Below are 24,440 nucleotides of genomic sequence, written 5' to 3'. Positions count from 1 at the left end.
GGGGGGCGTGGAGGCCGCGGTGGGCGGGGGTTCGAGTGGCTGGGGGGACGGGGGCGGCCGACGATGGTGGCGGTGCCGTCCGCACCGCGGAACGACATGAGGAGACGGCCTCCCCTCTGCTAGATTTGGCTTTGATTGGTCTATACCACATGGCCCCTCCTCCAGCCCCTCCACCAGATCGGCAGGCACAGCGTGGAAGTTGTCATCGTCAAGGACGCCAAGGCAGGCGGCGAGCTCATCGCGGACGGCATCGCCGGCCTCCTGCGCCGCAAGCCCGACGCGCTGCTCGGCGTGGCCACGGGTTCGACTCCGATCCCCATCTACGACGCCCTGACCGCCCAGGTCGCGGCCGGTTCCGTGGACGCCTCCCGGGCCCGGATCGCCCAGCTGGACGAGTACGTCGGGCTGCCGTCCGGGCACCCCGAGTCGTACCGCTCCACCGTGCTCCGCCAGGTCGTCGAGCCGCTCGGGCTCTCCCCTGAGGCCTTCATGGGCCCCGACGGCTCCGCCGAGGACGTCCAGGCGGCGTGCGAGGCGTACGACAAGGCGCTGGCCGAGGCCGGTGGCGTGGACCTGCAGATCCTGGGCATCGGCACCGACGGGCACATCGGCTTCAACGAGCCGTGCTCCTCGCTCGCTTCGCGCACCCGGATCAAGACGCTCACCGAGCAGACCCGCGTGGACAACGCGCGCTTCTTCGACAACGACATCGAGCAGGTGCCGCACCACGTCATCACCCAGGGCATCGGCACCATCCTGGAGGCCCGGCACCTGGTGCTGCTCGCCACCGGCGAGGGCAAGGCCGAGGCCGTGGCGCAGACCGTCGAGGGCCCCGTGGCGGCGCTCGTGCCGGCCTCCGCGCTCCAGCTGCACCCGCACGCCACGGTCGTCGTGGACGAGGCCGCGGCCTCGAAGCTGAAGCTCGCGGAGTACTTCCGCCAGACCTTCGCCGCCAAGCCGGCCTGGCAGGGCATCTGAGCAGGGCGTCCGAGCAGGGCATCCGAGCAGGGTGTCCGAGGGACACGGACACGACGAAGGGGCCCGGCACCTGGTTTCAGGTGCCGGGCCCCTTCGCGTGCGGACGACGGTGGCGGTGGTCAGGCGCCGGTGCCGGCCACGGCCTCGGCGGCCGCGCGGCCGCAGACCCGGGCCGCGCCGTGCGTGGCGATGTGCAGGGCCCCGCGGGGCTCCGCCTCGTTGAGGCCCATCTCGACCACGACGGTGTCGGGGCGGGCCGCGAGGAGGCCGTCCAGGGCCTCGGTCATCCACGGGTGGCGGTGGGCGTCACGGACGACCGCGACGATCCGGCGCTCCCCCGCGGCGGCGAGGATCGCGTCCACGGAGGCATCGGCGTACGAGCCGGTCTCCGTGCCGGGCAGCAGGCGCTCCAGCTCCGCCGCGATGCCCCAGGGCGTCTCGTCGCCGACCGCGAAGTTCGCGACCGGGGTGAAGGAGGCCACGTAGGGAGCGCTGCTCACCGGCGTGTAGGGCCGCTCTCCCCGGGTCACCTTCAGGGCCCGGCGCGCCGCGACGAGTCCGATGTCGGCGCCGGGCGCGGTCCCCTCCTGCACTGCCGCGCCCGACGCCGATTCGGCCCCCCTGGCCCGGTGCGACTGGGTCCAGGACGCCAGGGCGCGCACGCGCGCCGCGGCGTCGGCCAGCCGCTCCTCGGGCAGTTCACCGGTCCGTACCGCGTCGACCAGCGCGTCGCGCAGCCGCAGTACGGTGTCCTCGTCGCACAGCCCGCCGCCGACGCAGATGGCGTCGGCGCCCGCGGCGATCGCGAGGACGGATCCGCGCTCGATGCCGTACGTCGCCGCGACGGCCTGCATCTCCATGCCGTCGGTGACGATCAGCCCCTCGAAGCCCAGCTCCTGGCGCAGCAGACCGGTGAGGATCTGCGGGCTCAGGGTGGCCGGACGGTGCGGGTCGAGCGCGGACAGAAGGATATGCGCGCTCATGACCGCTTTGGTACCCGCGGCGATGGCGGCGCGGAAAGGTACCAGCTCACGGGCGTGCAGTGTGGCGAGGTCCACATCGATCCGGGGCAGCGCGTCGTGCGAGTCGACGTTGGTGTCGCCGTGTCCCGGGAAGTGCTTCGTGCAGGCCGCGACCCCGACGCCCTGGAGGCCGTCGACGTACGCCACGGTGTGCCGGGCGACCAGGTCCGGGTCCGGCCCGAAGGACCGGACGCCGATGACCGGGTTCTCGGCGTTGGAGTTGACGTCCGCCGAGGGCGCCCAGTTGAGGTCGACGCCGCACTGGGCGAGCCGGCGGCCGAGCTCGCGGGCCACGGCCCGGGTGAGCTCGACGTCGTCGACGCTGCCCAGCGCGTAGCTGCCGGGGAAGGACGAGCCCTGCTTCACTTCCAGGCGGGTGACGTCCCCGCCCTCCTCGTCGATGGCGACGAGGACGTCGTCCCGCTCGGCCCGCAGTTGCGCGGTGAGCGCGGCGAGCTGCTCGGGGCTGACGATGTTCCGGCCGAAGAGGCCGACCGAGGACAGGCCCTCGCCGATGTGGCGGCGCAGCCAGTCGGGGGCGGTGGTGCCGACGAAGCCGGGCTGGAGCACCGTGAGCGCGTCTCGGGTCAGGGTGTCCGAGGCGTGTACGAGAGTGGTCATGGGAGCCGTTATCCCTTCACCGCGCCGGCGGTCATGCCGCCGACGGCCTTGCGCTGGAGGAAGAGGAACACGATGAGCACGGGGAGGGCGAAGAGCGTGGAGGCGGCCATGGTGGCGCCCCAGTCGTTGCCGAACGCGGTCTGGAACTGCGTCAGCCAGAGCGTCAGGGTCTGGTTCTCCGCGTCCTTGTTCAGGACGAGGACCATCGCGAACTCGTTCCAGGCGGTGATGAAGCCGAAGAGCGAGGTCGACATCAGGCCGGGGGCGAGCAGCGGGAAGATCACCTTGCGGAACGCCTGGCCGCGGGTGCAGCCGTCGATCTGGGCGGCCTCCTCCAGCTCGACCGGGACGGCGGCGATGAAGCCGCGCAGGGTCCAGATGGTGAAGGGCAGGACCATCACGAAGTAGATCATCGTGAGCAGCGGGATGCTGTTCAGCATGTCGCCGTCGCGGGCGATCATGTACATCGCGATGATCATGACCTCCCAGGGGGCCATCTGCGCCATCATCACGATCAGGACGATGCCCTTGCGGCCCTTGAACTTCATCCGGGCGATCGCGAAGCTCGCGGCCAGGGCGACGACGAGGGCGAGGAGCACCGCGCCGACGGTCACGATGAGGCTGTTCGTGACGTACGTCCAGAACAGGTCGACGCCGGTCGCCGTCGTGTAGTTCTCGAAGGTCGGGGTGAAGACGAAGACGGGGTCCTTGGTGAGGATCTCCGACTGCGGCTTCAGCGAGGACGAGAACATCCAGTAGACGGGGAAGACGAAGATCGCCGCGAGGACGAGCGCCGCGAGGTTCTTCGCCACCGCGGCGGGCCGGAGAGGCTTGCGGGTGCGCAGCTTCTGCGGGGTCCGCTCCGACTGGGGGGTCTGCGTGGTGGTGCTCACTGCTCATCCTCCTGCTTCAGGATCAGGCGGAAGTAGAAGGACATGGCCACGATCAGCATGATGATCGTGAGGATCGAGATGGCCGCCGCGAGGCCGTAGTGCTGCTGTCCGAGGCCCTCGATGTAGGCGTAGACGGGCAGCGTCTCGGAGCCGCGGTCGGGGCCGCCGGCGTTCATCGCGTAGACCTGGGCGAACGCCTTGAAGATCCAGATGATCTCCAGGAACGTGGTGATCAGGAAGAACGGCTTCAGGTTCGGGAAGACCACGGACCAGAAGGTGCGCCAGCCGCTCGCGCCGTCCATCTTGGCGGCCTCGTACAGCTCGGTCCCCACGGTGGTGAGGGCGGCGTACATGTTGAGGGCGACGAAGGGGATGGAGCCCCAGACCAGCAGGATCAGGATGATGACGAGGGCGTCGAAGCCGGTCTCGAACCAGTTGTGCTGCTCGTAGCCGGAGAAGCCGAGTGTGCGCATCACCCAGTTGGCGACGCCGAACTGCTCGTCGAAGAGCCACCGGAAGACGGTGATCGAGGCGATGACCGGCATGGCCCAGGCGAACATCAGCGCCAGGGAGAGCACGAGTCGCATCTTCTTGCCGAGGCGGTTGAGCAGCAGGCCGATCAGGGTGCCGATCACCATGATCAGGGCCACGTTGGCCGCGGTGAAGACGACCGACCGGACGACGACGGTCCAGAAGTCGGGGTCCTGCAGGAGCTGGGTGTAGTTGTCGAAGCCGACCCAGGGCGTCTCGCGCCGGATCATCTCGCGCTTGTTGACCCCCTGGAAGGAGAGGATCAGGTTGCGGAACAGCGGGTAGAGCAGCAGCACGGCCATGGAGAGCAGGGCCGGCGTGACGAGCAGGTACGGCAGCAGCCCGCTGGGCAGGGAGCGTCTCCCGCGCGAGGGCTGAAGGACTTCCTTCGTACCGGAAGGGGGTGGCGGAGTCTGAGACTTCCCTGCCGCCCTCCCGGGCGCGTCCGGGGAAGCGGCGCTCGCCGTCCCCTGGGAGTCCACGGTCATGGTCTTATTCCTCGCGGTTCTGGGGCTCCCGCGCCCACCGGGTCGCGGCCCGGGGGAGCGGGCCGCTGATCACTGCGCCGACCCGGTGGCGTGGCCGAAAGGTACCGGCCACGCCACCGGGCTGGGGATTACTGCTGGTTGATGCGCTCGGTGATGACCTTGTCGGCGGCCTCGCCGGCCTTCTGCGCGTCCTCGCCCTTCAGGACCTTGGTCATGTAGTCCTTGATCGGGTTCGGGGCGGTCTCGACGTTGGCCCAGCCCTCGGTGACCGGGGTGATCTTGCCGGTGCTGGCGGCCTTCACCATGGCCTCGGCGAAGGAGCCGGCCTCCGGCTGGAACTGCGCGGCCGGGTCGTTCGGGATGATCCCGCCCTTGTTGGCCTTGCCGTACTCGGCCATCTGCTTCTTGCTGACGGCGAGGGCCAGCCACTCCTTCGCGAGGTCCTTGTTCTGGGAGCGCTCGGCGATGGCGAGGTTCGAGCCGCCGAAGAAGACGGAGCCCGGCTTGTCAGCGGTCTTGCCCGGGATCGGGAAGTAGCCGAAGTCGGCCTTCTTGCCGGCCTTCTCGATCTCGGCGACAGCGCCGCCGGCCTCCCAGCCGAGACCGATCCAGGACGCGACGCCGCCCTTGGGAACGATGTCGACGGACTGCTGCGGGGTCGCCTCGTCCTTGTCCTTCGGACCGGTCGAGAAGGACTGCAGCTCCTTGTAGAAGTTCATGGCGGCCGCGGCCTGCGGGGTGCCGAGGGTGCCCTTCCACTTGTCGCCGTCCTTGACGGCCAGGTCGCCGCCCTCGTCCCAGATGAGACCGGCGAGGACGTACCAGCTCTGACCGGGCAGGTAGATCGGCTGACCCTTGGGGTCGGCGGCCTTGAGCTTCTTCAGGCCGTCGATCCACTCGGCGCGGGTCTTCGGCGGGGTGACGCCGGCCTTCTTGTACGCGGCCTTGTCGTAGATCACGACACGGTTGGCGGCCCACCAGGGGGCGGCGAAGAGCTTGCCTTCCAGCTCGGCGGAGGGCTTGATGCCCTCGCTCCAGTTGGCGTAGCCCAGCGTCTCCTTGTCGCCCGTCAGGTCGGCGAGACCACCGGAGGCGGCGTAACCCGTCGTCTGGGTGTTACCGAGCTCCAGGACGTCCGGCGGGGTGTCCTCGGAGAGAGCCGTGGTGACCTTGGTCTGGATGTCGGTCCACTGCTGCGTCTCGACCTTGACCTTGACGCCCGGGTGCTTGGCCTCGAACTCCTTGTTGACGCCGTCGATCCACGTCTGCGGCGCCGAACCGTCCATGACCCAGACGGTCAGGTTCTTGTTGCCACCGGCGGACGGCTTCGCGCCGTCCTTGCCCGTGTCGCTGTCCGAACCACATGCAGCGATAGAGACCATCATGCCCGCGACGCCGATCGCCGCGATGAGCTTGCGCTTCACGCCACCCTCCTCAGGGATGCCTGCAAACCCCTGCCCACCGCGCGAAGACATTCGTCAGGTAGTGCTCGTGGGGCTGGGACCTGGTCTTTAATGGTTTAGACCAGTACCCGGAGCTTGGCCTAGACCTTTAGGGGTGTCAAGGGTGTATAAGAAGGGCAGTCGCGTCCGTTATCGGACCGACACCTGAGGTAGGGCGACGACCCGTGACCGGTCCGTGCCACCATGTGAGCCGCTACAGACGGAGGAGCCGGTGACGGCAGCAGCACAGGAGTCGGGAAGGCAGGCCATGGCCAGGGACGCGGGCAGCACGGAACCGGAGGGCGGGGTCGCCACTCGCACCGCGCGCGTGCCCAAGTACTACCGACTGAAGCGGCACTTGCTCGACATGACGGAGACACTGCCGCCCGGCACGCCTGTCCCGCCGGAGCGCACGCTCGCCGCGGAGTTCGACACCTCGCGCACCACGGTGCGCCAGGCGCTCCAGGAGCTGGTCGTCGAGGGCCGGCTGGAACGCATCCAGGGCAAGGGCACCTTCGTGGCCAAGCCCAAGGTCTCGCAGGCCCTCCAGCTCACCTCGTACACGGAGGACATGCGCGCCCAGGGCCTCGAGCCCACCTCGCAGCTCCTCGACATCGGGTACGTCACCGCCGACGACACGCTCGCCGGACTGCTCGACATCTCGGCCGGCGGCCGGGTGCTGCGCATCGAGCGGCTGCGCCTCGCGAGCGGCGAGCCGATGGCGATCGAGACCACCCACCTTTCGGCCAAGCGCTTCCCCGCGCTGCGCCGCTCGCTGGTGAAGTACACCTCGCTGTACACGGCGCTGGCAGAGGTCTACGACGTCCACCTCGCCGAGGCCGAGGAGACCATCGAGACCTCCCTCGCCACGCCGCGCGAGGCCGGTCTGCTCGGTACGGACGTGGGCCTGCCGATGCTGATGCTTTCTCGCCATTCTCTGGACGCCCAGGGCGAGCCGGTGGAGTGGGTACGGTCCGTCTACCGCGGCGACCGGTACAAGTTCGTGGCGCGCCTGAAGAGGCCCAACGGCTGAGCGGATCCACACGCCTGACGAGGGGGGTTGCCGAGGACTCGGCGGCCCCCCTCGTTTCGCGTACCAGGGAATTCGCTTCCGTTATGCGGACGGGGGTTCCGCCGAGCGTGAGCGTCCCCTAGATTTCCCCAGCATTACCGAGGTGATCAGCGAGGGGACGGAATCGCCATGTCAGAGGCGTCAGAAGCGTCGGAAACGGCACAAGGGAAACAACCCGCCATCACTCCCCTGCGGGTGGTGATCGCGCTCTGCCTGTTCGCACCGTTCGTGGCGATGCTCTGGGTGAGCTCGTACGCGAAGGCCGAACCGCTCCTCGCGGGCATCCCGTTCTTCTACTGGTACCAGATGCTCTGGGTGCTGATCTCCACCGCGCTCACCATGATCGCGTACAAGCTGTGGCAGCTGGACCAGCGTGCCCGCAAGGGAGGTGACGCACGATGAAGGACGTGACCGGCGTGAACGGCGTGGCACTCGCCGTCTTCATCTTCTTCTTCCTGGCCGTCACGGTCATGGGATTCCTCGCCTCGCGCTGGCGCAGGGCCGAGAACGAGAACAGCCTCGACGAATGGGGCCTGGGCGGCCGGTCGTTCGGCACCTGGGTGACCTGGTTCCTGCTCGGCGGCGACCTCTACACCGCGTACACCTTCGTCGCCGTCCCGGCGGCCATCTACGCGGCGGGCGCGGCCGGCTTCTTCGCCGTCCCGTACACGATCCTGGTGTACCCGCTGATCTTCACCTTCCTGCCGCGCCTCTGGTCGGTCTCGCACAAGCACGGGTACGTCACCACCTCGGACTTCGTGCGCGGCCGCTGGGACTCCAAGGGCCTCTCGCTCGCGGTGGCCGTCACCGGCATCCTCGCCACCATGCCGTACATCGCGCTCCAGCTCGTCGGCATCCAGGCCGTCCTGGACGTGATGGGCGTCGGCGGCGGCGAGACCACCCACTGGTTCATCAAGGACCTGCCGCTGCTCATCGCCTTCGGTGTCCTCGCGGCGTACACGTACTCCTCGGGCCTGCGCGCGCCCGCGCTCATCGCGTTCGTCAAGGACACCCTGATCTACATCGTCATCGCGGTGGCGATCATCTACATCCCGATCAAGCTCGGCGGCTTCGACGAGATCTTCGCCAAGGCGGGCGAGGCGTACGCGCAGACCAACCCGGCGACCGGCAAGCCGCGCGGCGCGCTCGTCCCCGGCGAGGCCGGGCAGTGGACGTACGCGACGCTGGCGCTCGGCTCGGCGCTCGCGCTCTTCATGTACCCGCACTCCATCACGGCGACCCTGTCGTCGCGGAGCCGTGAGGTCATCCGCCGCAACACCACGATCCTGCCGCTGTACTCGCTGATGCTGGGCCTGCTCGCGCTGCTCGGCTTCATGGCGATCGCCGCCGGGATCCAGGTCAAGAACGGCCAGCTCGCCATCCCGCAGCTCTTCGAGACCATGTTCCCGGACTGGTTCGCGGGCGTCGCGTTCGCCGCGATCGGCATCGGCGCGCTCGTCCCGGCCGCGATCATGTCGATCGCCGCGGCCAACCTCTTCACCCGCAACATCTACAAGGACTTCATCAAGCCGGACGCGACTCCGGCCCAGGAGACCAAGGTCTCCAAGCTGGTCTCGCTCCTGGTGAAGGTCGGCGCGCTGGCCTTCGTCCTCACCATGGACAAGACGGTCGCCATCAACTTCCAGCTGCTCGGCGGGATCTGGATCCTCCAGACCTTCCCGGCGCTGGTCGGCGGCCTCTTCACCCGCTGGTTCCACCGCTGGGCGCTGCTCGCCGGCTGGGCCGTCGGCATGGTCTACGGCACGGTCGCCGCGTACGGCGTCGCCAGCCCGACGCAGAAGCACTTCGGCGGCTCCTCCGCCGAGATCCCGGGCATCGGCGAGATCGGCTACATCGGCCTCACCGCGTTCGTCCTCAACGTCGTCGTCACGGTCGTCCTGACCTTCGTCCTCAAGGCCCTGAAGGCCCCCGAGGGCGTCGACGAGACCTCCCCGTCGGACTACACGGTCGACGCGCCGGCCCGCGCGGCGAAGCCGAAGCCGGACCCGCAGGCGGACCCGAAGGTCGGCGCCGGAGCGCACTGACCTCGCGGTACGACACAGGGGCCCGGGATCTCCGCCAGGAAATCCCGGGCCCCTTCCCGTACCCCCGGGGCACACTGCCCCCATGGACTTCACGATCAGGGCGGTACGGCCCGAGGAACACGAGGAGCTCGGGGAACTCACCGGGCTGACATACCTGAACGACGGGCTGCTGCTGTACGGCGAGGACGACTTCTACCTGGACGTACTGAAGGACACGGCCCGGCGGGCCCGCGAGGCCGAGGTGCTCGTCGCCGCCGACGAGGACGACCGGATCATCGGCGGGGTGACCTTCGCCCCCGGCTCCACCCCGTGGGCGGACATCGCCGTCGCCGGCGAGGCCGAGTTCCGGATGCTCGCGGTCGCTCCGGAGGCTCGCGGCAGGGGCGTCGGAGAGGCCCTCGTCCGCGCCTGTGCGGACCGCGCACGGGCCCTGCCGGGGTGCGCGCGGCTCGTGCTCTCCACCGACGCGAAGATGGTCTCGGCGCACCGGATCTACGAGCGGATGGGCTTCGTCCGCACCCCTGAGCGGGACTGGGAACCGATTCCCGGCCACCAGCTGCGGACCTACGCCCTGGAGTTCTGACACACGGACGACACAACATGTGGGGGGTTCTGCGAGCGGCGCCCCCCACATGTATGCTCGTCCTCGCTGTCGACGCAGGGAAATCCGGCGCGAATCCGGAACTGTCCCGCAACGGTGTGCTTCGTGTTGATTCGTACGAAGTGAGTCCGAGGACCTGCCGACAGCACACCCGGTCCAGCCGTTCCGGGTGTCACTGACGTCCGGGCCTCGCGGAGTGGGCCGGTGGACGCGGCGCGTCCGTACGGATGCCCGCCTGCCCGCCTTCCCCCGCCGCGGCCCCGAGCCGAGCGAGGGAGAGCCCCCACGTGACCATCGCGCCCGCCGATCCGGCCACGGCGATCGAGAGCGACGGACCCGGCACCGTGCTGCTGCGGACCCTGACCGATCTCACCGCCGACCTCCCCGACACCGACCCCGGCAAGATCGCCGCCGCCGCGCTCCGCGGCCGCAGCGCCACGTCGGACGAGGCGGAACTGCGCGAGCTGGCCACCGAGGCGGCCGCCGGTCTGATCTCCGAGGACCCGGCCTACTCCCGGCTCGCCGCCCGGCTCCTGACGATCACCATCGCCGAAGAGGCCGCCGGCCAGGGCGCGGTCTGCTTCTCGGCCTCCGTGGCCGTCGGCCACCGCGAGGGCCTGATCGCCGACCGCACCGCCGACTTCGTCGCGCGGCACGCGGACCGCCTCGACGCGACCATCGACCAGACCGCCGACGACCGCTTCGGCTACTTCGGTCTGCGCACCCTCTTCTCGCGCTACCTGCTGCGCCACCCGATCACCCGCAAGGTGATCGAGACCCCGCAGCACTTCATGCTCCGCGTCGCCTGCGGCCTCGCCGAGGACGAGAGCGTCCGCGCGCTCGCCGAGGTCGGCGCGCTGTACGGCCTGATGAGCCGCCTGGACTACCTGCCGTCCTCCCCCACGCTCTTCAACTCCGGCACCCGCCACCCGCAGATGTCCTCCTGCTACCTCCTCGACTCCCCGCAGGACGAGCTGGACTCCATCTACGACCGCTACCACCAGGTCGCGCGCCTCTCGAAGCACGCCGGCGGCATCGGGCTCTCCTACTCCCGCATCCGCGCCCGCGGTTCCCTCATCCGCGGCACCAACGGGCACTCCAACGGCATCGTCCCGTTCCTGAAGACCCTCGACGCCTCCGTCGCCGCCGTGAACCAGGGCGGCCGCCGCAAGGGCGCCGCCGCCGTCTACCTGGAGACCTGGCACGCGGACATCGAGGAGTTCCTGGAGCTCCGCGACAACACGGGCGAGGACCAGCGCCGTACGCACAACCTGAACCTGGCGCACTGGATCCCGGACGAGTTCATGCGCCGCGTCAACGCCGACGCCGACTGGTCGCTCTTCTCCCCGGCGGACGTGCCCGAGCTCGTCGACCTGTGGGGCGAGGAGTTCGACGCCGCCTACCGCGCCGCCGAGGCGAAGGGCCTGGCCCGCAAGACGATGCCGGCCCGCGACCTGTACGGCCGGATGATGCGGACCCTGGCCCAGACCGGCAACGGCTGGATGACCTTCAAGGACGCCTCGAACCGGACGGCCAACCAGACCGCCGAGCCCGGCCACACCGTCCACTCCTCCAACCTCTGCACGGAGATCCTGGAGGTCACGGACGACGGCGAGACCGCGGTCTGCAACCTGGGCTCGGTCAACCTCGGCGCGTTCGTGGACGTTTCGACCCAGGACATCGACTGGGAGCGGCTCGACGCGACCGTCCGCACGGCCGTCACCTTCCTCGACCGGGTCGTCGACATCAACTTCTACCCGACCGAGCAGGCCGGGCGTTCCAACGCCCGCTGGCGGCCGGTGGGCCTGGGCGCGATGGGCCTCCAGGACGTCTTCTTCCAGCTGAAGCTGCCGTTCGACTCCCCCGAGGCGCGTGCGCTGTCCACCCGTATCGCCGAGCGGATCATGCTCGCCGCGTACGAGGCCTCCGCCGACCTCGCCGAGCGCAGCGGCCCCGTCCCGGCCTGGGACAAGACGCGCACGGCCCGCGGTGTCCTGCACCCGGACCACTACGACGTCGAGCTCAACTGGCCGGAGCGCTGGGCGGCCCTGCGCGAGCGGATCGCCGCGGTCGGCATGCGCAACAGCCTGCTCCTGGCGATCGCGCCGACGGCGACCATCGCCTCGATCGCGGGCGTCTACGAGTGCATCGAGCCGCAGGTCTCCAACCTCTTCAAGCGCGAGACGCTGTCGGGCGAGTTCCTCCAGGTCAACTCGTACCTCGTCGACGAGCTGAAGCGGCTCGGCGTGTGGGACGCCCCGACCCGGGACGCGCTGCGCGACGCCAGCGGCTCGGTCGCGGGCTTCACCTGGATCCCGGCCGAGGTGCGCGAGCTGTACCGCACGGCCTGGGAGATCCCGCAGCGCGGCCTGATCGACATGGCCGCCGCGCGGACGCCGTTCCTCGACCAGTCGCAGTCCCTGAACCTGTTCCTGGAGACGCCGACGATCGGCAAGCTGTCGTCGATGTACGCGTACGCCTGGAAGCAGGGTCTGAAGACGACGTACTACCTGCGCTCCCGCCCGGCGACCCGGATCGCCCGCGCCGCCCAGGCCGCGACGCCCACCGCCGCCACCATCCCCGTCCAGCAGGCGACCCCCGACGCGGACGCCCTCGCCTGCTCCCTGGAAAACCCCGAGTCCTGCGAGGCCTGCCAGTGATGAGCTCCAACGAACAGAAGAACCTCCTCGACCCGGGCTTCGAACTGACCCTCCGTCCGATGCGCTACCCGGACTTCTACGAGCGCTACCGCGACGCCATCAAGAACACGTGGACCGTCGAGGAGGTCGACCTCCACTCGGACGTCGCCGACCTCGCCAAGCTCACCCCCGGTGAGCAGCACATGATCGGCCGCCTCGTCGCCTTCTTCGCGACCGGCGACTCGATCGTGTCGAACAACCTCGTGCTGACGCTGTACAAGCACATCAACTCCCCCGAGGCGCGCCTGTACCTCTCGCGCCAGCTGTTCGAGGAGGCCGTGCACGTCCAGTTCTATCTGACGCTGCTCGACACCTACCTGCCCGACCCGGACGACCGCGCCGCCGCGTTCGACGCGGTCGAGGAGATCCCCTCCATCCGCGAGAAGGCGCAGTTCTGCTTCCGCTGGATGGACTCGGTGGAGAAGATCGACCGCCTGGAGACCCAGGCCGACCGCCGCCGCTTCCTGCTGAACCTGATCTGCTTCGCGGCGTGCATCGAGGGCCTGTTCTTCTACGGCGCCTTCGCGTACGTGTACTGGTTCCGGTCGCGCGGTCTGCTGCACGGCCTGGCGACCGGCACCAACTGGGTGTTCCGCGACGAGACGATGCACATGAACTTCGCCTTCGAGGTCGTGGACACCGTCCGCAAGGAGGAGCCGGAGCTCTTCGACGACGCCCTCCGGCAGCAGGTCACCGACATGCTGAAGGAGGCCGTGGAGGCGGAGCTGCAGTTCGGCCGCGACCTGTGCGGCGACGGCCTGCCGGGCATGAACACCGAGTCGATGCGCGAGTACCTCCAGTGCGTCGCCGACCAGCGCCTCCAGCGCCTCGGCTTCGCCCCGGTGTACGGCTCGGAGAACCCGTTCGCGTTCATGGAGCTCCAGGGCGTCCAGGAGCTGACCAACTTCTTCGAGCGCCGCCCGTCCGCCTACCAGGTGGCCGTCGAGGGCTCGGTGGACCTGGACGAGGACTTCTAGGTCTCCCCTGTACGGCGAAGGGCCCCGCACTCCTGGAGTGCGGGGCCTTCCGCGTTCCCGGACAGGCCGTGTCGTCAGCGCAGTGTCTGAAGCACGCGGCTCCGCAGGGTCTCGTTCTCGATCGTGTCGGCGTGGCGCCAGGCCGCAGCAGTGACCTCGTCGAGCTGAAGGGCGACGACATCGGCCGAAGTGCGGAAGAGGAACCGGAAGTCGAAGTGTCGGTGATCGGGCTCACCCTTGGCCGGGTTGGCCGGGATGGAGTGGGCGTCGATGTGTAGGGGGTGGCGGCCGACCGGGACGACGACCGAGGCGGAGATGCCGGTCTCCTCGGTGAGCTCACGCTGTGCGGCAGCAAGGAGGGTGGTGTCGTCGTTCTCGATGTGCCCGCCGGGGAGGAGCCAGCGGTTCAGCGCAAGGTGCTCGATGTGCAGCACGCGGCCGGCGGGGTCGACCAGGACCGCCCCGGCGGTGACATGGCCTCGGAACTCCTTCCGGCTCGTGAGGTCGGCCTCGGCGTCGAGGAGTTCCATGAGGGCGGAGAGCCGCCGGTTCTCGTCAGGGTGGGCGTCGAGGTAGACGTCCAGGGTCTCGCGGATGTGGTCGGGGGTGATGGACAACGGGTGTCTCCTCAGCGGTTGAAGTAGTCCAGCCAGGCCGCGGCGATGGTGGCGCGGTCTGCCGGGCTGATCTCGTGCATTCCGGGACCGAGGCCACCTCGGGCGATCGCGGCGGAAGCGGCGAGCAGCTCGGCTTGGACGAGGAAGATGAACGGTCCCACGCTGGCGCCGTGCAGGAAGTTCACGGCGTTGCCTCCGTTGAGCAGGTAGAAGTAGTGGCCGGTCGTCACATAGCGTGTGACGTGCTCACCGACGTGAGCACGCTCGTACACGTTCGGCAGCCCGGCGAGTTCGAGTTCGTCCTCGCTGCTGGTAACGGTGGCGACGTACGCCCCGTTGCGCAGTCGGGGAAAGTCTTCTCCACGCAGTGCGAGTGCCCCCGTGGCGCACAACACGAGCCCGGCGTCACCGAGCCCCGCCTCGCGGTCGCGTGCCACCGTAAAGCCCTGCGCGAGTGCCTGCGTGCGGCGTACGGGATCGATGTCGTACACCGTGACCCTGACGCCCTGGGCGTGCAGTAACCGGGCGATGCTCGACCCGAGCTTCCCGAAACCGATCACGAAAGCCGTACGGCCGTACAGGATGTCACCCCGGCCACGCATGAGCGCCTCGGTCGAGAACACGACCGACCGGCCCACGAGGAAATCCTCGGGGTCCTTGAGGGGCGAGCGTGCCACCGAGATGATCGGGCACGGCAGCTCGTCGAGGTCGGAGTAGCGGCGATGCCCGTTCTCGGTGTCCTCGACGACGCCGAGGATCCGGCCCGGGAATCGGGTGCACAGCGCCTCGATCGACGGGGCGAAGTACCCGCCCACATCGAGCAGGACGACCGGTCGTCCGCCGGCCCGTGTGTCGAGGTACCGCACGGCCCGCTCGGGATCGGCGAACAGCTCCCGCGACAGCTTGTCGCACACGTGCCCATCGCTCTCGACCTGGCGCAGCGCTTCGGCGTGAACGGACTTCGGCTTGGGGAGTACCGCGCGTAGCTCGGTCACGGCCGCCACGCCCCGGACGAATGCCGGGCGCTCCGGCAGCAGGTGTGTGATCAGCAACGAGGCGGGTCGCTCGGCGGGCACGAAGATCGAGGCGATCCGGTCGAAGTAGGCGTCCAGCCGAGCACGCTCGAAGGTCTCCATCACCGGCCCCCTCGCCGAACGGACGCGATCATCGTCTGGTCGTCCGCCACCACCCTCAGACAGAACTCGCGGCCCGCCGGAACACCATGCCGCAGGGCATTCGTGGCGAGTTCGGAGACGCAGAGACGGATCTCCTCCCGACGATCCACGATCCCCCACTGCGCCAGAGCCTCAAGCGCGAAGGCTCGCGCCGCCGGAACGGAGCTGCGCGCACGGGGGAAACGTCGCTGCCATGACAGAGCCACTGGTGACCACCACCTTGATCCTGGGCTGTACGATCCTCGAAACCGTACCGCTATTCGCGAAAAGCAGCAAGGTTACCCTTGGAGTCTTGGGGAGTGCGTCGCTTAACGTGTAAAGCAGCAAGGTCGAGCAAGGCGGTCACGCGGGAGGACGTCATGAGCAGCAAGGCCTGGGTCAGCACCTCTGAGCCGTACCTGACGCCACAGGACGGCGAGGGGCGGTCCGACGCCTGGGCTGCCGAGGCTGCCGCCCGAGGCGGTGTGGGGAGTCAGCGCATCATCCACGCCGGTGAGGTGCCGGCCCCCGGCGCCGTCGCAGCGCTGCTCGGCGTGGCCGCGGGAGTGCCGGTCGTCGTCCGGCGCCGGGTCATCGAATTCGACGGCGAGCCGTGCGAGTTGACTGACACCTACTACCCTGCGGACATCGCGCGGGGCACCCGGCTGGCCGAGACGCTCAAGATCCGTGGCGGTGCCGTCGCGCTGCTCGCCGAACTCGGGCACATCGGCGTTCGCGTTCGCGAGGACGTGACCGCTCGGATGCCTGACGCCGAGGAGCGGGAAGCGCTACGGATGGGGCGCGACGAGCCGGTGCTCCGACTGGCGAGGGTGACGCTCGACCGTCGGGACCGGCCCGTCCAGGTCGACATGATGACCATGCCCGCGCACCGGCAGCGACTCCGCTACGAGATCACGATCGGATGACCGTGCCTGTCAACGAAGACCGACGTTCACTCCACGAGCGGATCGCTGCCGACCTCCGCGACGAGATCATGAGCGGAGACCTCGCACCCGGCGCCAAGCTGCCGTCCACGGTGCACCTCAAGGCCCGGTTCGACGCCTCCAACGCCACTGTGCAGAAAGCGCTGCAACTCCTCAAGGAAGAGCAACTGGTCGTCGGTCGTGCAGGCGCCGCAGTTACCGTCCGAGAGCACCGTCAGCAGACCGTACGCCCCTCGGCCTTCATGGCCCCGGTCGCCGCCGGGGAGCCATACCGGTGGCTCACCGAAGCCACGCAACTCGGTGCACGGCCTCTCAGCACCCTGCTGGAAGTCGCCGAGACAAGGCCTCCGGCCGACGTCTCCGCCACTCTGAGCCTGAGGAGCGACGAAACGGCACTGCTCCGCCGCCAGCTACTCTCCCTCGACGACGAGCCAGCCGAACTCGTCATGTCCTACTACCCCTTGGACATCGCCCGCTCCACACCCCTCATGGAGAGCCGCAAGATCAAGGGTGGCACCCCGACACTCCTTGCTTCCTTGGGGTTCCCGCCCCGGCTCAGCGTCGACCGGGTCTCGGCGCGGGTCCCCACCCAGGATCAGTACCGAGCCCTGAAGCTGCCGAGCGACCTCCCCGTACTTCGCACACTTCGTGTCGTCTACAGCGACGACGAACGCCCCGTCGAGGCCACGGTCATGGTCAAGGCTGGGCACCTCTACGAGGTTCAGTACGCATTCACACCGGAGTGACGTGCCGGCATGGGAAAGGGCCCCGCACTCCTGGAGTGCGGGGCCCTTCGCCGTAGGTGCGAGCGATCAGGCGTTGGGGACCGTCTCGTAGCGCGGGGTGCCCTCTTCCATCTGGCGGAGGGCGTCCTTGCGGTCGCGCTTGGAGAGCTTGTCGATGTACAGGAAGCCGTACAGGTGGTCCGTCTCGTGCTGGAGGCAGCGGGCGAAGTAGCCGGTGCCGCGGACCTTGATCGGGTTGCCCTGGACGTCCTGGCCGGTGAGCGCCGCGTAGTCGGGGCGGGCCAGCTCGGCGTAGGCGGTCGGCACGGACAGGCAGCCCTCGTTGGACTCGTCCAGGACGCGCAGCTCGGGCGGCAGGTCCTCCAGGACCGGGTTGCAGACGACGCCGACGTGCCGGACGCCCTCGTCGTCCATGCAGTCGTAGACGAAGACCTTCAGGTCCACGCCGATCTGGTTCGCGGCCAGGCCCACGCCCTCGGCGGCCTTCTGGCTGGCGAACATGTCGTCGACGAGCCGGGCGAGCTCGTCGTCGAACTCGGTGACGTTCTTGCACTCGCGGTGGAGCACAGGGTTGCCGACGACCGTGATCGGGCGGGCCGTGCCGCGCTCGCGGTGGGCGAGCTCGCGCGCCTCACAGTCCTCCGTGTCGACGACGTAGCCATCCCCTACCTGCGGCGGGGAGACCCCAAGGTTGATCTGCGTCTGCTCGTCCGTGTCCTGCTGCGCCATGTCCGGCCGCGCCTTCCTGAAAACCCGATTCCGTCGGATGACAGCCTACGGGCCCGCGGGTCGCCGCTCAGCAGACCTCTTCGAGATCACGCCACTCACGGCTGTCGGGACTGTCCGCCACCCACCCGTCCAGGAGCCCGCGCACCAGGCCCGCCGGGGCCGCGATGCCGCACTCCCGCTCCGGGACCCACAGCTCGCCGGGCGAGCGGTGGCCGAGCGGCCCGGGGTGCCCCGGCTCGCTGTGGTCGTGCGGGTCGGAGTGCTCGCCCTCGCCCTCGGCGCTCGGCATGGTCGACTCCGAACAGGCGCGGCAGAGCAGCCGCACGGAGGACGACCAGTCCTCGGCGGCGAAGCCCGCCTCGGCGGCGAGCTGCTCCAGGGCGTCCCGGTCGGCCTCGGTGGCGGCCTCCAGGAGGACCACCCAGGTGGGAACGGGGGACGGCGCCCACAGCTCGATCTCGTCGAAGACCGGGTAGGAGGGGCCCGCGGTGGTGGTGCGCTCGCCGTTCGGCACGCCGTCGTGGAGGACGACCTCGCCCCAGCGGCGCCCCGAGGACGGCAGCGGGATGGAGAGGACCTCGATACGGGCCGGGTCGAGCCTGCGGCCCCACACGACCTCGGCCTCGCCCTCGGGCGAGAGCCGGACGGCGGCGCTGCCCAGCTCCATGCCGGCGGGCTCGCCGGTGCCCGCGGCGGCCCCGGGCACCTTGAGGCCGTACGCCTGCCAGGCCCGGCGGGCCAGCGGCCAGTCCTGGAGCGCGGTGGCGGCGATGCCGACGTTCCACCAGTCGGGGGCGCCGGTCTCCTTGTCGAGCAGCGCGACCGCGCGCAGCCCGGCGGCCCTGGCCTGCTCCCAGTCGTGCCGGAACTTGTGCAGCAGGGCCAGGTTGAACCAGGACTCCGAGAGCCAGGGCTCCAGATCCGCCGCACGTGTCAGCAGCGCGCCCGCGTCCTCGTACCGCCCGTCGCCGATCAGCGTGAACGCGCGGTCGGTGGCCTGCCGCCACGAGGCGGAGGGCCGATGCCGTACCTTCCCGAAGATCCTCACGATTCCCGCCTGCCGGTCGCTTTCACCCTCTTGTTCGCATCCAACCATGCCCGGTCGGACGCGCGCTCATTACCCATGGGTTACCCAGCGATCGACGAGGTCACCCCAGGGGCTCCGCCCCGCGCCAGGACCCTGGCCAGGCATTCGACGACGTCCGGGTGATAGTCGCGCGCGGTGCCGAGGCGGAGCCGCTCCAGGGCTTCCAGGGCGGCGCCCGCGCCGTCGCCCGCCAGGTCGTCGTAGGCGTTCACCGCGCGGACGATCCGGGCCGGCAGCGGCTGCTCGCGGTACGGGTCGGCCTGCCGCTCGACGACCACGGCGACGGCCGCCGGGACCCCGGTCCTGCGGACGACCTCGCCGCCCAGGAGGGCGATCCGGCGCTGCTCCTCGGCCGGAAGGAGGGCGGTGGCGCCGCCCTCGACGGGGTCGACGAGGGAGAGCTGTCCGATGTCGTGCATGAGCGCAGCGTGTTCGAGGACGGCCAGGTCGGTCCCGGAGAGGCCCAGCTCACGGCCGACGGCGGTACTGAGGGCGGCGACCCGGCGGGCGTGACCGGGCGGGGTGCAGCCGGCGATCTCGGTGGCGCGGGCGAGCGAGGCGATGGTCTGCCGGTTGACGGTGCGCACGGCCGCGTACCGCCGGAAGGAGACCTGGGTGAGCAGCAGCGGTACGGCGAGCACCGGGAGGGCCCACAGTCCGGCGGCGGCCACGCCGAGCGCCATGACAGCGCCGGTGGCGCAGACGGCGGAGCCGATGCCGAGGAGGGCGCGCAGCTCGTCGCGGAGGAGGGGGCCGTACGGGAATCCGGTGCGGGCGCGGAGCACGAGGGCGGCGAGCACGGCGTCGCAGAGGGCGGTCAGGACGAGCAGGAGCAGCAGGAAGAAGGCGTACGACGGGCCCTCGCCGACGTGCTCGACGACGGCGCCGGAGTTGTAGAGGGGCTGGAAGCAGAGGGCGGCGAAGGCGACGGTGAGGACGCGGCGGGCGAGGTGGTCGGCGTCGGGGCCCTGGCCCCTGGCCAGGTGGGGGACGATCCCGGCGAGGCCGCCCGCGACGACGACGGCGACGATCTGGAGGACGCCGTGGGTGGTGGCGGTCCCGGCGTCCGTACCGAGCAGGGCGTACGCGAGGGCTCCCGCGGCGGCGAGCGGCGCGGGTTCGCGCTCGCCGGGGAGGGCGCCCCAGCGGGCGAGCTCGCCGAGGGCGATGAGCGTGCCGAAGGCGAGGGCGTTGCCGGGTTCGTCGACGCCGTACCAGAGGGTGGCGCCGAAGCCGGCGACGCTCAGCAGCAGGGCCGCCCCGTACAGGGCTCCGACGGTGAGGGCCCCGGGCCTCATGCGCGCTCCTTCGGCCGGGCGGTCAGGGAGGTGTCCGAGGTCAGCGGGGCGTCCGCCGCGCGCGGCGGGGGCAGGTTCCCGTCGGCCGGGCCGGGCGGGGGTGCCGGGGTCGGCGGGGTCGGCGGGGCCGTCTGCGTCTCGTCGGGCGGACTCGCCGGAGTCACCGGAGCTGCCGGAGCTGCCGGAGTCGGCGGGGTCGGCGGGAGCGTCTGGGGGGTCTCGTCGGCGGTGACGTCGGTCTGCCAGCCGTGCCGGTCGAGTGCCCGGGCCAGGGCGGTGACCATCCGGGGGTCGAACTGGCTGCCCGCGCAGCGCTCCAGCTCCGCGACGGCGGTGGGGACCGGGCGGGCCCGGCTGTAGGAGCGGGTGGAGGTCATGGCGTCGAAGGCGTCGGCGACGGCGACCACCCGGGCGAACTCGGGGATCTGCTCGCCCCGCAGCCCGTACGGGTAGCCGCTGCCGTCCATGCGCTCGTGGTGGTGGAGGATCGCGGACCGGGCCTCGCCGAGGAAGCCGATGCCCCGGACCATCTCGTGCCCGTACTCGGGGTGCAGTTCGATGACCCGGCGCTCCTCCGGCGTCAGCGGCCCGTCCTTGCGCAGCACCCGCGTGGGCACGCCCAGTTTCCCGACGTCGTGGAGGATGCCGGCGAACCGCACGACGTCGAGCCGGTCCTCCGCCATGCCGAGCTCACGGGCGATCAGGACGGAGGCGTGGCCGACCCGTTCGCTGTGGCCGCGGGTGTACTGGTCCTTGATGTCGACGGCCTGGACGAGGGCGCGGATGGTGGCCTGGTGGGCGGCCCGCTCGCGGTGGTACTGGGCGAAGACCCAGCAGGAGATGTACATCGGCAGCAAGACGAAGAGGGCCGCGGCCGGTCCGTACGCGCTGCGCCAGAGCACGGCCATCATCAGTCCGGCGAGCCCGTGCACGGCGTGCGGGGCGATGGCCCGTCCGAGGAGCCCGCGCCAGGCGGCCCCGACGGGCAGTCCGTCGGCGGTGGCCCGGATGCCGCCGTCGAGGGCGGTCAGGACCAGGCAGAAGGCGAGCGCGGCGGCGCCCGCGGGCAGCAGCGCGTACGGAAAGTCGGGGGCGGCGGGGCCGTGGCCGAGGGCGGCGGGGCCGCCCAGGGCGCCGGCGGCCTGGGCCGCGGCCCAGACGGCGAGGGCCGTGGCGGCGGCCCGCCAGGCGCGGCGCGGTCCGGCGGGCGGCTCCTCGACGCGGGCGAGGAGGCTGCCGGGCAGCGCGGTGAGCGCGGCGGCCGCGGGCGGCAGGAGCAGCGCGGAGGCGAGCAGGACGGGGAAGAAGGAGCCGGTGCCCATGGGGACGGAGCCGCCGAGGCCGCGGCCGAGGAGCCGGCAGCGGGCGGGCAGCTCGCAGAGCGCGTACAGGGCGGCGAGGAGCGCGACGGTGCCCCAGGGAGTGGTGGCGCCGGGGCGCAGCGCGGGCAGGGCGCAGGCTCCGGCGGCGAGCAGGGCGCAGCCGATGTACGCGCCGGCCGCCCGCGGAATGACCCTCTCGCCCATCACACCCGTCACGCTAGCGAGTGGAACGGTCCGAGAGGTGACGCTGCGGCTGATTCGCACCATCGGGTGATACAAGCTGATATATGCGTGGGGCCGCCGCGATCACTTCGCGGCGGCCTTCGTCACCTGACACCCGGACACCCGGACACCCGGGCCGGAATGCGTCGGGGCACTGCCTGCCTACTCCTGCGGAGCCGGAGCCGGAGCCGGCGTCGCCGGGGCGACCGCCGTGATGTCCTGCTCGGGCACCAGCTGTCCCGAGCGGATGAGGTCGATCCGGCCCATGACCTTGGACCGCAGGTCGGTGGGGACGTCGTCACTGCCGCAGCAGCGCTTGACGAGCTTCTTCACCGCCTGCTCCAGGCCGTACTTCTCCAGGCACGGGGAGCACTCCTCGAAGTGCACCTCGAACTTGGTGCAGTCGCTGTCGGGCATCTCTTTGTCGAGGAACTCGTAGAGATGATCCAGGACCTCTGAGCAATCCGTCTCGTGCGGCTCTCCGCAGCTCATGAGCCCGAGCCTTTCAGATCGTTCGACGACTCTCCGGCGCCCGCGGGTACCAGCCCGCGGTCACGGGCGTAGTCCTCGAGCATGCCGCGCAGCTGGCGGCGGCCCCGGTGCAGTCGGGACATCACCGTACCGATGGGTGTCCCCATGATGTCCGCGATCTCCTTGTAGGCAAAGCCCTCGACATCCGCCAGATAGACGGCGATGCGGAACTCCTCGGGGATCGCCTGCAGCGCTGCCTTCACGTCGGAGTCGGGAAGGTGGTCGAGCGCCTGGGACTCCGCGGAGCGCAGACCGGTCGACATGTGCGACTCGGCGCGCGCGAGCTGCCAGTCCTCGATCTCCTCGGCGGCGCTGCGCTGGGGCTCACGCTGCTTCTTGCGGTACGAGTTGATGAAGGTGTTCGTGAGGATGCGGTACAGCCACGCCTTGAGGTTCGTGCCCTCGCGGAACTGGTGGAAGGATCCGTACGCCTTCGCGTAGGTCTCCTGCACCAGGTCCTCCGCGTCCGCGGGGTTGCGCGTCATGCGCAGGGCGGCGGAGTACATCTGGTCGAGGAATCCGAGGGCGTCCCGCTCGAAGCGCGCGTTGCGCTCGGCGGTCGTCTCCTCGGGGCCGTCGTCGGTCCCTGTGTCGGTCCCAGTGACCGGACCCACCTCCTCCAGCGTGGTGGCGAGCCCGAAGGCGGACCCACTCGTTTCGGAGGATAGACGAGGAACCGCTCCGCCCGCCGCCCGAATAGGGGCGATCTTGGGCGCGGGCAGCACTGTCCAGTCGAGGTCAGCGGCCTGCGCGCGCTCGGGGCAGATGGTCGAACCCATGCGACGGACTCCCTCTTCCTTGTTCTCACACCGACGTTCTCCACAACAGAGGCCCCCCGCTCAACATTCCCGGTGCGGGAGTCGTTGTCAGCGCAGGGTGACGAGCCACGCGACGACGCCGGCGACCAGCCCGTCGAGGGCCTCGTCCTGGGTGACCGGCGCCCGCTTGGGCACGGCGAAGCCGTGGTCTCCGTACGGCACCTCGACGAGGGTGTGTCCGCCCGCCGGGAACTCCTCGGGGCGCCCGAAGGGGTCGTTGCCGCCCTGGACGACGAGGGTGGGCAGGCCGGTGCCGAGGAGTTCGTCGGCGCGGGAGCGCTCCGGCTTCCCCGGCGGGTGGAGGGGGAAGCTCAGCGCGAGGACGGCGAGGGCGCCCAGTTCCCGCCCGGTCCGGCAGGCGACCCGGGCTCCGGCGCTGCGGCCGCCCGCGATCACGGGGAGTCCGGGCTTCGCGAGGGCCGGCCAGAGGCCGCGCCAGCCGGTGTCGAGGGTCTTCGGCGCGGGCGCGACCTTCTTGCCGGCGACGCGCCAGGGCTGCTCGACGAGGGCGGTGGTCACGCCGTGGGCGGGCAGGGCGCGGGCGAGGGCCTGGAGGTCACGGGCCTCGACGCCGCCGCCGGCGCCGTGGCCGAGGGCGAGGACGGCCCACGGCTCCGTACCGGCGTACCAGGTGACACGGGCGTCACCGGCGTCGGTGGGAACGGTCTCGTGCTCGGCGGGAACGGTCTCGTACTCTGTCACGTCCCCATCCTGCCGTCCGCGCTCGTCCGGCCGGAGGACCTCAGAACAGCGTGCCCTCCTCCGGGCCCTCCAGCTCCGTCAGGAGTTCGGGGCCGTTGTTGCGGACGTTGCTCACCGCCGTCGACACGGGGTAGGCCCGCATCAGCCCCTCCGGCGGTGCGCCGAGCAGCCCGCGCAGCTCGTCCTCTCCGGTGCGCGCCGGGTCGAGCCAGGCGTCCCAGCGGTCCTCCGTCAGCATCAGGGGCATCCGGGGGTGGATGTCGGCGAGCGAGCGGGGGCCCTCGGCCGGGGCCACGCCCAGCGGGCCCGTCTCGGCCTCGGTGGTGACGACCGAGCAGGTCACCCACCACGCGGAGGGGTGCTCGTCGGGGAGGGTGCGGTCGCGCCAGAACTCGTAGAGGCCGGCCATCGCGAAGACCGAGCCGTCCGCCGGGGTCACGAAGTACGGCTGCTTCCGCGGCCTCTTCTTCTTCCCCTCCACTTCCAGGTCCCGCTCCCCCGCGGCGGTCACCCATTCGTAGTAGCCGTCGGCGGGCAGGATGCAGCGGCGGGCCGCGAACGCGCGTTTGAAGGAGGGCTTCTCGTGGAGGGTCTCAGCGCGCGCGTTGATCATCCGGGCGGCGCCCTCGGGCGTCTTCGCCCAGGACGGGACGAGGCCCCATTTCAGCGCGCGCAGCTGGCGAACCGGCCGCCGCGTTTCCGCGTCTTTCAGAGGACGCTCCAGAACGGCCCAGACCTCTTTGGTGGGCGCCACGTTCCAGTCGGGGGCCAGGGTCTCCTCCGGCTCCCACTTCTCGATCCCGAAGGTGTCGACGAGGTCCTCGGGCCGCCGACTCGCTGCATACCGTCCGCACATACGTGCCACACTGCCACGATCCCCGAGCTCCCGAGGAGCGGCCCG

Annotated in this window: 23 protein-coding genes, 1 pseudogene and 1 riboswitch; of the genes and pseudogenes, 9 read left to right on the top strand and 15 right to left on the bottom strand. The window is 70.5% G+C overall.

The window, feature by feature from the left end:
- The first annotated feature begins 192 nt into the window (after window positions 1-192).
- A complete protein-coding gene (gene nagB / locus ACZ6K0_RS06160) occupies window positions 193-978 on the top strand; it encodes a glucosamine-6-phosphate deaminase (RefSeq protein WP_376400521.1) in 786 nt (261 codons plus the stop codon).
- Between the two features lie 119 nt (window positions 979-1,097).
- On the opposite strand, the gene ACZ6K0_RS06155 is transcribed toward nagB, so the two are convergent.
- The 4 genes and pseudogenes from ACZ6K0_RS06155 to ACZ6K0_RS06140 all read right to left on the bottom strand — a co-directional run.
- Window positions 1,098-2,621, bottom strand: a complete 1,524-nt coding sequence (locus tag ACZ6K0_RS06155) for a glycoside hydrolase family 3 protein (protein ID WP_376400309.1) — start codon at window positions 2,619-2,621, stop codon at window positions 1,098-1,100.
- A gap of 8 nt (window positions 2,622-2,629) precedes the next feature.
- Window positions 2,630-3,466, bottom strand: a complete 837-nt coding sequence (locus ACZ6K0_RS06150; RefSeq protein WP_376400524.1) for a carbohydrate ABC transporter permease — start codon at window positions 3,464-3,466, stop codon at window positions 2,630-2,632.
- A 44-nt stretch (window positions 3,467-3,510) separates the two neighbouring features.
- Window positions 3,511-4,533, bottom strand: a complete 1,023-nt coding sequence (locus ACZ6K0_RS06145) for a carbohydrate ABC transporter permease (protein ID WP_376400312.1) — start codon at window positions 4,531-4,533, stop codon at window positions 3,511-3,513.
- A 326-nt stretch (window positions 4,534-4,859) separates the two neighbouring features.
- Window positions 4,860-5,819, bottom strand: a pseudogene (locus tag ACZ6K0_RS06140) (extracellular solute-binding protein); the annotation flags it as partial.
- A gap of 424 nt (window positions 5,820-6,243) precedes the next feature.
- Here ACZ6K0_RS06140 and ACZ6K0_RS06135 point away from each other — a divergent pair.
- From ACZ6K0_RS06135 to ACZ6K0_RS06110, 6 genes are all read left to right on the top strand, one after another.
- Entirely contained in the window at window positions 6,244-7,008 is a 765-nt protein-coding gene (locus tag ACZ6K0_RS06135) for a GntR family transcriptional regulator (protein ID WP_024761167.1), read from the top strand.
- 168 nt (window positions 7,009-7,176) lie between these two features.
- Window positions 7,177-7,449: a DUF3311 domain-containing protein gene (locus ACZ6K0_RS06130; RefSeq protein WP_376400315.1), complete on the top strand. Its 273-nt coding sequence runs from the start codon at window positions 7,177-7,179 to the stop codon at window positions 7,447-7,449.
- Window positions 7,446-9,092, top strand: coding sequence for a monocarboxylate uptake permease MctP (gene mctP, locus ACZ6K0_RS06125; RefSeq protein WP_469227686.1), 1,647 nt, complete (start codon window positions 7,446-7,448; stop codon window positions 9,090-9,092). The genes ACZ6K0_RS06130 and mctP overlap by 4 nt, the downstream gene beginning before the upstream one ends.
- An 82-nt stretch (window positions 9,093-9,174) precedes the next feature.
- A complete protein-coding gene (locus ACZ6K0_RS06120) occupies window positions 9,175-9,675 on the top strand; it encodes a GNAT family N-acetyltransferase (RefSeq protein WP_376400321.1) in 501 nt (166 codons plus the stop codon).
- A gap of 66 nt (window positions 9,676-9,741) precedes the next feature.
- Window positions 9,742-9,839: riboswitch (adenosylcobalamin-variant (AdoCbl-variant) riboswitch) on the top strand.
- A gap of 141 nt (window positions 9,840-9,980) precedes the next feature.
- Window positions 9,981-12,353 carry a ribonucleoside-diphosphate reductase subunit alpha gene (locus ACZ6K0_RS06115; protein WP_469227687.1) on the top strand — a complete coding sequence of 791 codons (2,373 nt, stop codon included), beginning with the start codon at window positions 9,981-9,983 and terminating at the stop codon, window positions 12,351-12,353.
- Window positions 12,353-13,369: a ribonucleotide-diphosphate reductase subunit beta gene (locus ACZ6K0_RS06110; RefSeq protein WP_469227688.1), complete on the top strand. Its 1,017-nt coding sequence runs from the start codon at window positions 12,353-12,355 to the stop codon at window positions 13,367-13,369. Before ACZ6K0_RS06115 ends, ACZ6K0_RS06110 begins: the two co-directional genes overlap by 1 nt.
- 74 nt (window positions 13,370-13,443) lie before the next feature.
- On the opposite strand, the gene ACZ6K0_RS06105 is transcribed toward ACZ6K0_RS06110, so the two are convergent.
- The 3 genes from ACZ6K0_RS06105 to ACZ6K0_RS06095 are packed head-to-tail and all read right to left on the bottom strand — an operon-like array spanning window position 13,444 to window position 15,367.
- Window positions 13,444-13,986 (bottom strand): NUDIX hydrolase, encoded by a 543-nt coding sequence (locus tag ACZ6K0_RS06105; RefSeq protein ID WP_469227689.1) that lies wholly within the window; start codon window positions 13,984-13,986, stop codon window positions 13,444-13,446.
- 11 nt (window positions 13,987-13,997) lie between these two features.
- A complete protein-coding gene (locus tag ACZ6K0_RS06100) occupies window positions 13,998-15,122 on the bottom strand; it encodes an adenosylhomocysteinase (RefSeq protein WP_469227690.1) in 1,125 nt (374 codons plus the stop codon).
- Entirely contained in the window at window positions 15,122-15,367 is a 246-nt protein-coding gene (locus ACZ6K0_RS06095; RefSeq protein WP_469227691.1) for an ATP-binding protein, read from the bottom strand. The genes ACZ6K0_RS06100 and ACZ6K0_RS06095 overlap by 1 nt, the downstream gene beginning before the upstream one ends.
- Before the next feature lie 153 nt (window positions 15,368-15,520).
- Between ACZ6K0_RS06095 and ACZ6K0_RS06090 the strand changes: the two genes are divergently transcribed.
- Together ACZ6K0_RS06090 and ACZ6K0_RS06085 are read left to right on the top strand one after the other, a co-directional pair.
- Window positions 15,521-16,066, top strand: coding sequence for a UTRA domain-containing protein (locus ACZ6K0_RS06090; RefSeq protein WP_469227692.1), 546 nt, complete (start codon window positions 15,521-15,523; stop codon window positions 16,064-16,066).
- Entirely contained in the window at window positions 16,063-16,830 is a 768-nt protein-coding gene (locus tag ACZ6K0_RS06085; RefSeq protein ID WP_469227693.1) for a GntR family transcriptional regulator, read from the top strand. Before ACZ6K0_RS06090 ends, ACZ6K0_RS06085 begins: the two co-directional genes overlap by 4 nt.
- A 66-nt stretch (window positions 16,831-16,896) precedes the next feature.
- Here the strand turns inward: ACZ6K0_RS06085 and def are convergent, their stop codons facing one another.
- From def to ACZ6K0_RS06045, 8 genes are all read right to left on the bottom strand, one after another.
- Window positions 16,897-17,559, bottom strand: coding sequence for a peptide deformylase (gene def, locus ACZ6K0_RS06080; RefSeq protein WP_469227694.1), 663 nt, complete (start codon window positions 17,557-17,559; stop codon window positions 16,897-16,899).
- A gap of 67 nt (window positions 17,560-17,626) precedes the next feature.
- Window positions 17,627-18,607: a tetratricopeptide repeat protein gene (locus ACZ6K0_RS06075; RefSeq protein ID WP_189799965.1), complete on the bottom strand. Its 981-nt coding sequence runs from the start codon at window positions 18,605-18,607 to the stop codon at window positions 17,627-17,629.
- Between the two features lie 80 nt (window positions 18,608-18,687).
- Window positions 18,688-19,944, bottom strand: a complete 1,257-nt coding sequence (locus ACZ6K0_RS06070; RefSeq protein ID WP_376400334.1) for an HD-GYP domain-containing protein — start codon at window positions 19,942-19,944, stop codon at window positions 18,688-18,690.
- Complete coding sequence (locus ACZ6K0_RS06065) at window positions 19,941-21,470, bottom strand: HD-GYP domain-containing protein (RefSeq protein ID WP_469228014.1); 1,530 nt, start codon at window positions 21,468-21,470, stop codon at window positions 19,941-19,943. The genes ACZ6K0_RS06070 and ACZ6K0_RS06065 overlap by 4 nt, the downstream gene beginning before the upstream one ends.
- 180 nt (window positions 21,471-21,650) lie before the next feature.
- Window positions 21,651-21,980: a mycothiol system anti-sigma-R factor gene (rsrA, locus tag ACZ6K0_RS06060; RefSeq protein ID WP_376400336.1), complete on the bottom strand. Its 330-nt coding sequence runs from the start codon at window positions 21,978-21,980 to the stop codon at window positions 21,651-21,653.
- A complete protein-coding gene (locus ACZ6K0_RS06055) occupies window positions 21,977-22,633 on the bottom strand; it encodes a sigma-70 family RNA polymerase sigma factor (RefSeq protein ID WP_376400531.1) in 657 nt (218 codons plus the stop codon). Before ACZ6K0_RS06055 ends, rsrA begins: the two co-directional genes overlap by 4 nt.
- Window positions 22,634-22,885: 252 nt before the next feature.
- Complete coding sequence (locus ACZ6K0_RS06050) at window positions 22,886-23,539, bottom strand: alpha/beta hydrolase family protein (RefSeq protein WP_469227695.1); 654 nt, start codon at window positions 23,537-23,539, stop codon at window positions 22,886-22,888.
- A 40-nt stretch (window positions 23,540-23,579) separates the two neighbouring features.
- The gene (locus ACZ6K0_RS06045; RefSeq protein ID WP_376400342.1) at window positions 23,580-24,395 is read right to left on the bottom strand and encodes an SOS response-associated peptidase; all 816 of its coding nucleotides are present in this window, start codon (window positions 24,393-24,395) and stop codon (window positions 23,580-23,582) included.
- Between the last annotated feature and the right edge of the window lie 45 nt (window positions 24,396-24,440).

Source organism: Streptomyces sp. NPDC042346, from assembly GCF_055581845.1.
The sequence above is the reverse complement of the archived record's forward strand: the minus strand, read 5'-3'. Positions and strand labels throughout refer to the sequence as shown.

What these genes read in the sequence shown, in the direction of transcription:
- ACZ6K0_RS06155 (WP_376400309.1), bottom strand. Translation starts at nt 2,621, where the DNA reads ATGACCACTCTCGTACACGCCTCGGACACCCTGACCCGAGACGCGCTC.
- ACZ6K0_RS06145 (WP_376400312.1), bottom strand. Translation starts at nt 4,533, where the DNA reads ATGACCGTGGACTCCCAGGGGACGGCGAGCGCCGCTTCCCCGGACGCG.
- ACZ6K0_RS06135 (WP_024761167.1), top strand. Translation starts at nt 6,244, where the DNA reads ATGGCCAGGGACGCGGGCAGCACGGAACCGGAGGGCGGGGTCGCCACT.
- ACZ6K0_RS06130 (WP_376400315.1), top strand. Translation starts at nt 7,177, where the DNA reads ATGTCAGAGGCGTCAGAAGCGTCGGAAACGGCACAAGGGAAACAACCC.
- mctP (WP_469227686.1), top strand. Translation starts at nt 7,446, where the DNA reads ATGAAGGACGTGACCGGCGTGAACGGCGTGGCACTCGCCGTCTTCATC.
- ACZ6K0_RS06120 (WP_376400321.1), top strand. Translation starts at nt 9,175, where the DNA reads ATGGACTTCACGATCAGGGCGGTACGGCCCGAGGAACACGAGGAGCTC.
- ACZ6K0_RS06110 (WP_469227688.1), top strand. Translation starts at nt 12,353, where the DNA reads ATGAGCTCCAACGAACAGAAGAACCTCCTCGACCCGGGCTTCGAACTG.
- ACZ6K0_RS06100 (WP_469227690.1), bottom strand. Translation starts at nt 15,122, where the DNA reads ATGGAGACCTTCGAGCGTGCTCGGCTGGACGCCTACTTCGACCGGATC.
- ACZ6K0_RS06090 (WP_469227692.1), top strand. Translation starts at nt 15,521, where the DNA reads ATGAGCAGCAAGGCCTGGGTCAGCACCTCTGAGCCGTACCTGACGCCA.
- ACZ6K0_RS06085 (WP_469227693.1), top strand. Translation starts at nt 16,063, where the DNA reads ATGACCGTGCCTGTCAACGAAGACCGACGTTCACTCCACGAGCGGATC.
- def (WP_469227694.1), bottom strand. Translation starts at nt 17,559, where the DNA reads ATGGCGCAGCAGGACACGGACGAGCAGACGCAGATCAACCTTGGGGTC.
- ACZ6K0_RS06070 (WP_376400334.1), bottom strand. Translation starts at nt 19,944, where the DNA reads ATGAGGCCCGGGGCCCTCACCGTCGGAGCCCTGTACGGGGCGGCCCTG.
- ACZ6K0_RS06065 (WP_469228014.1), bottom strand. Translation starts at nt 21,470, where the DNA reads ATGGGCGAGAGGGTCATTCCGCGGGCGGCCGGCGCGTACATCGGCTGC.
- rsrA (WP_376400336.1), bottom strand. Translation starts at nt 21,980, where the DNA reads ATGAGCTGCGGAGAGCCGCACGAGACGGATTGCTCAGAGGTCCTGGAT.
- ACZ6K0_RS06045 (WP_376400342.1), bottom strand. Translation starts at nt 24,395, where the DNA reads ATGTGCGGACGGTATGCAGCGAGTCGGCGGCCCGAGGACCTCGTCGAC.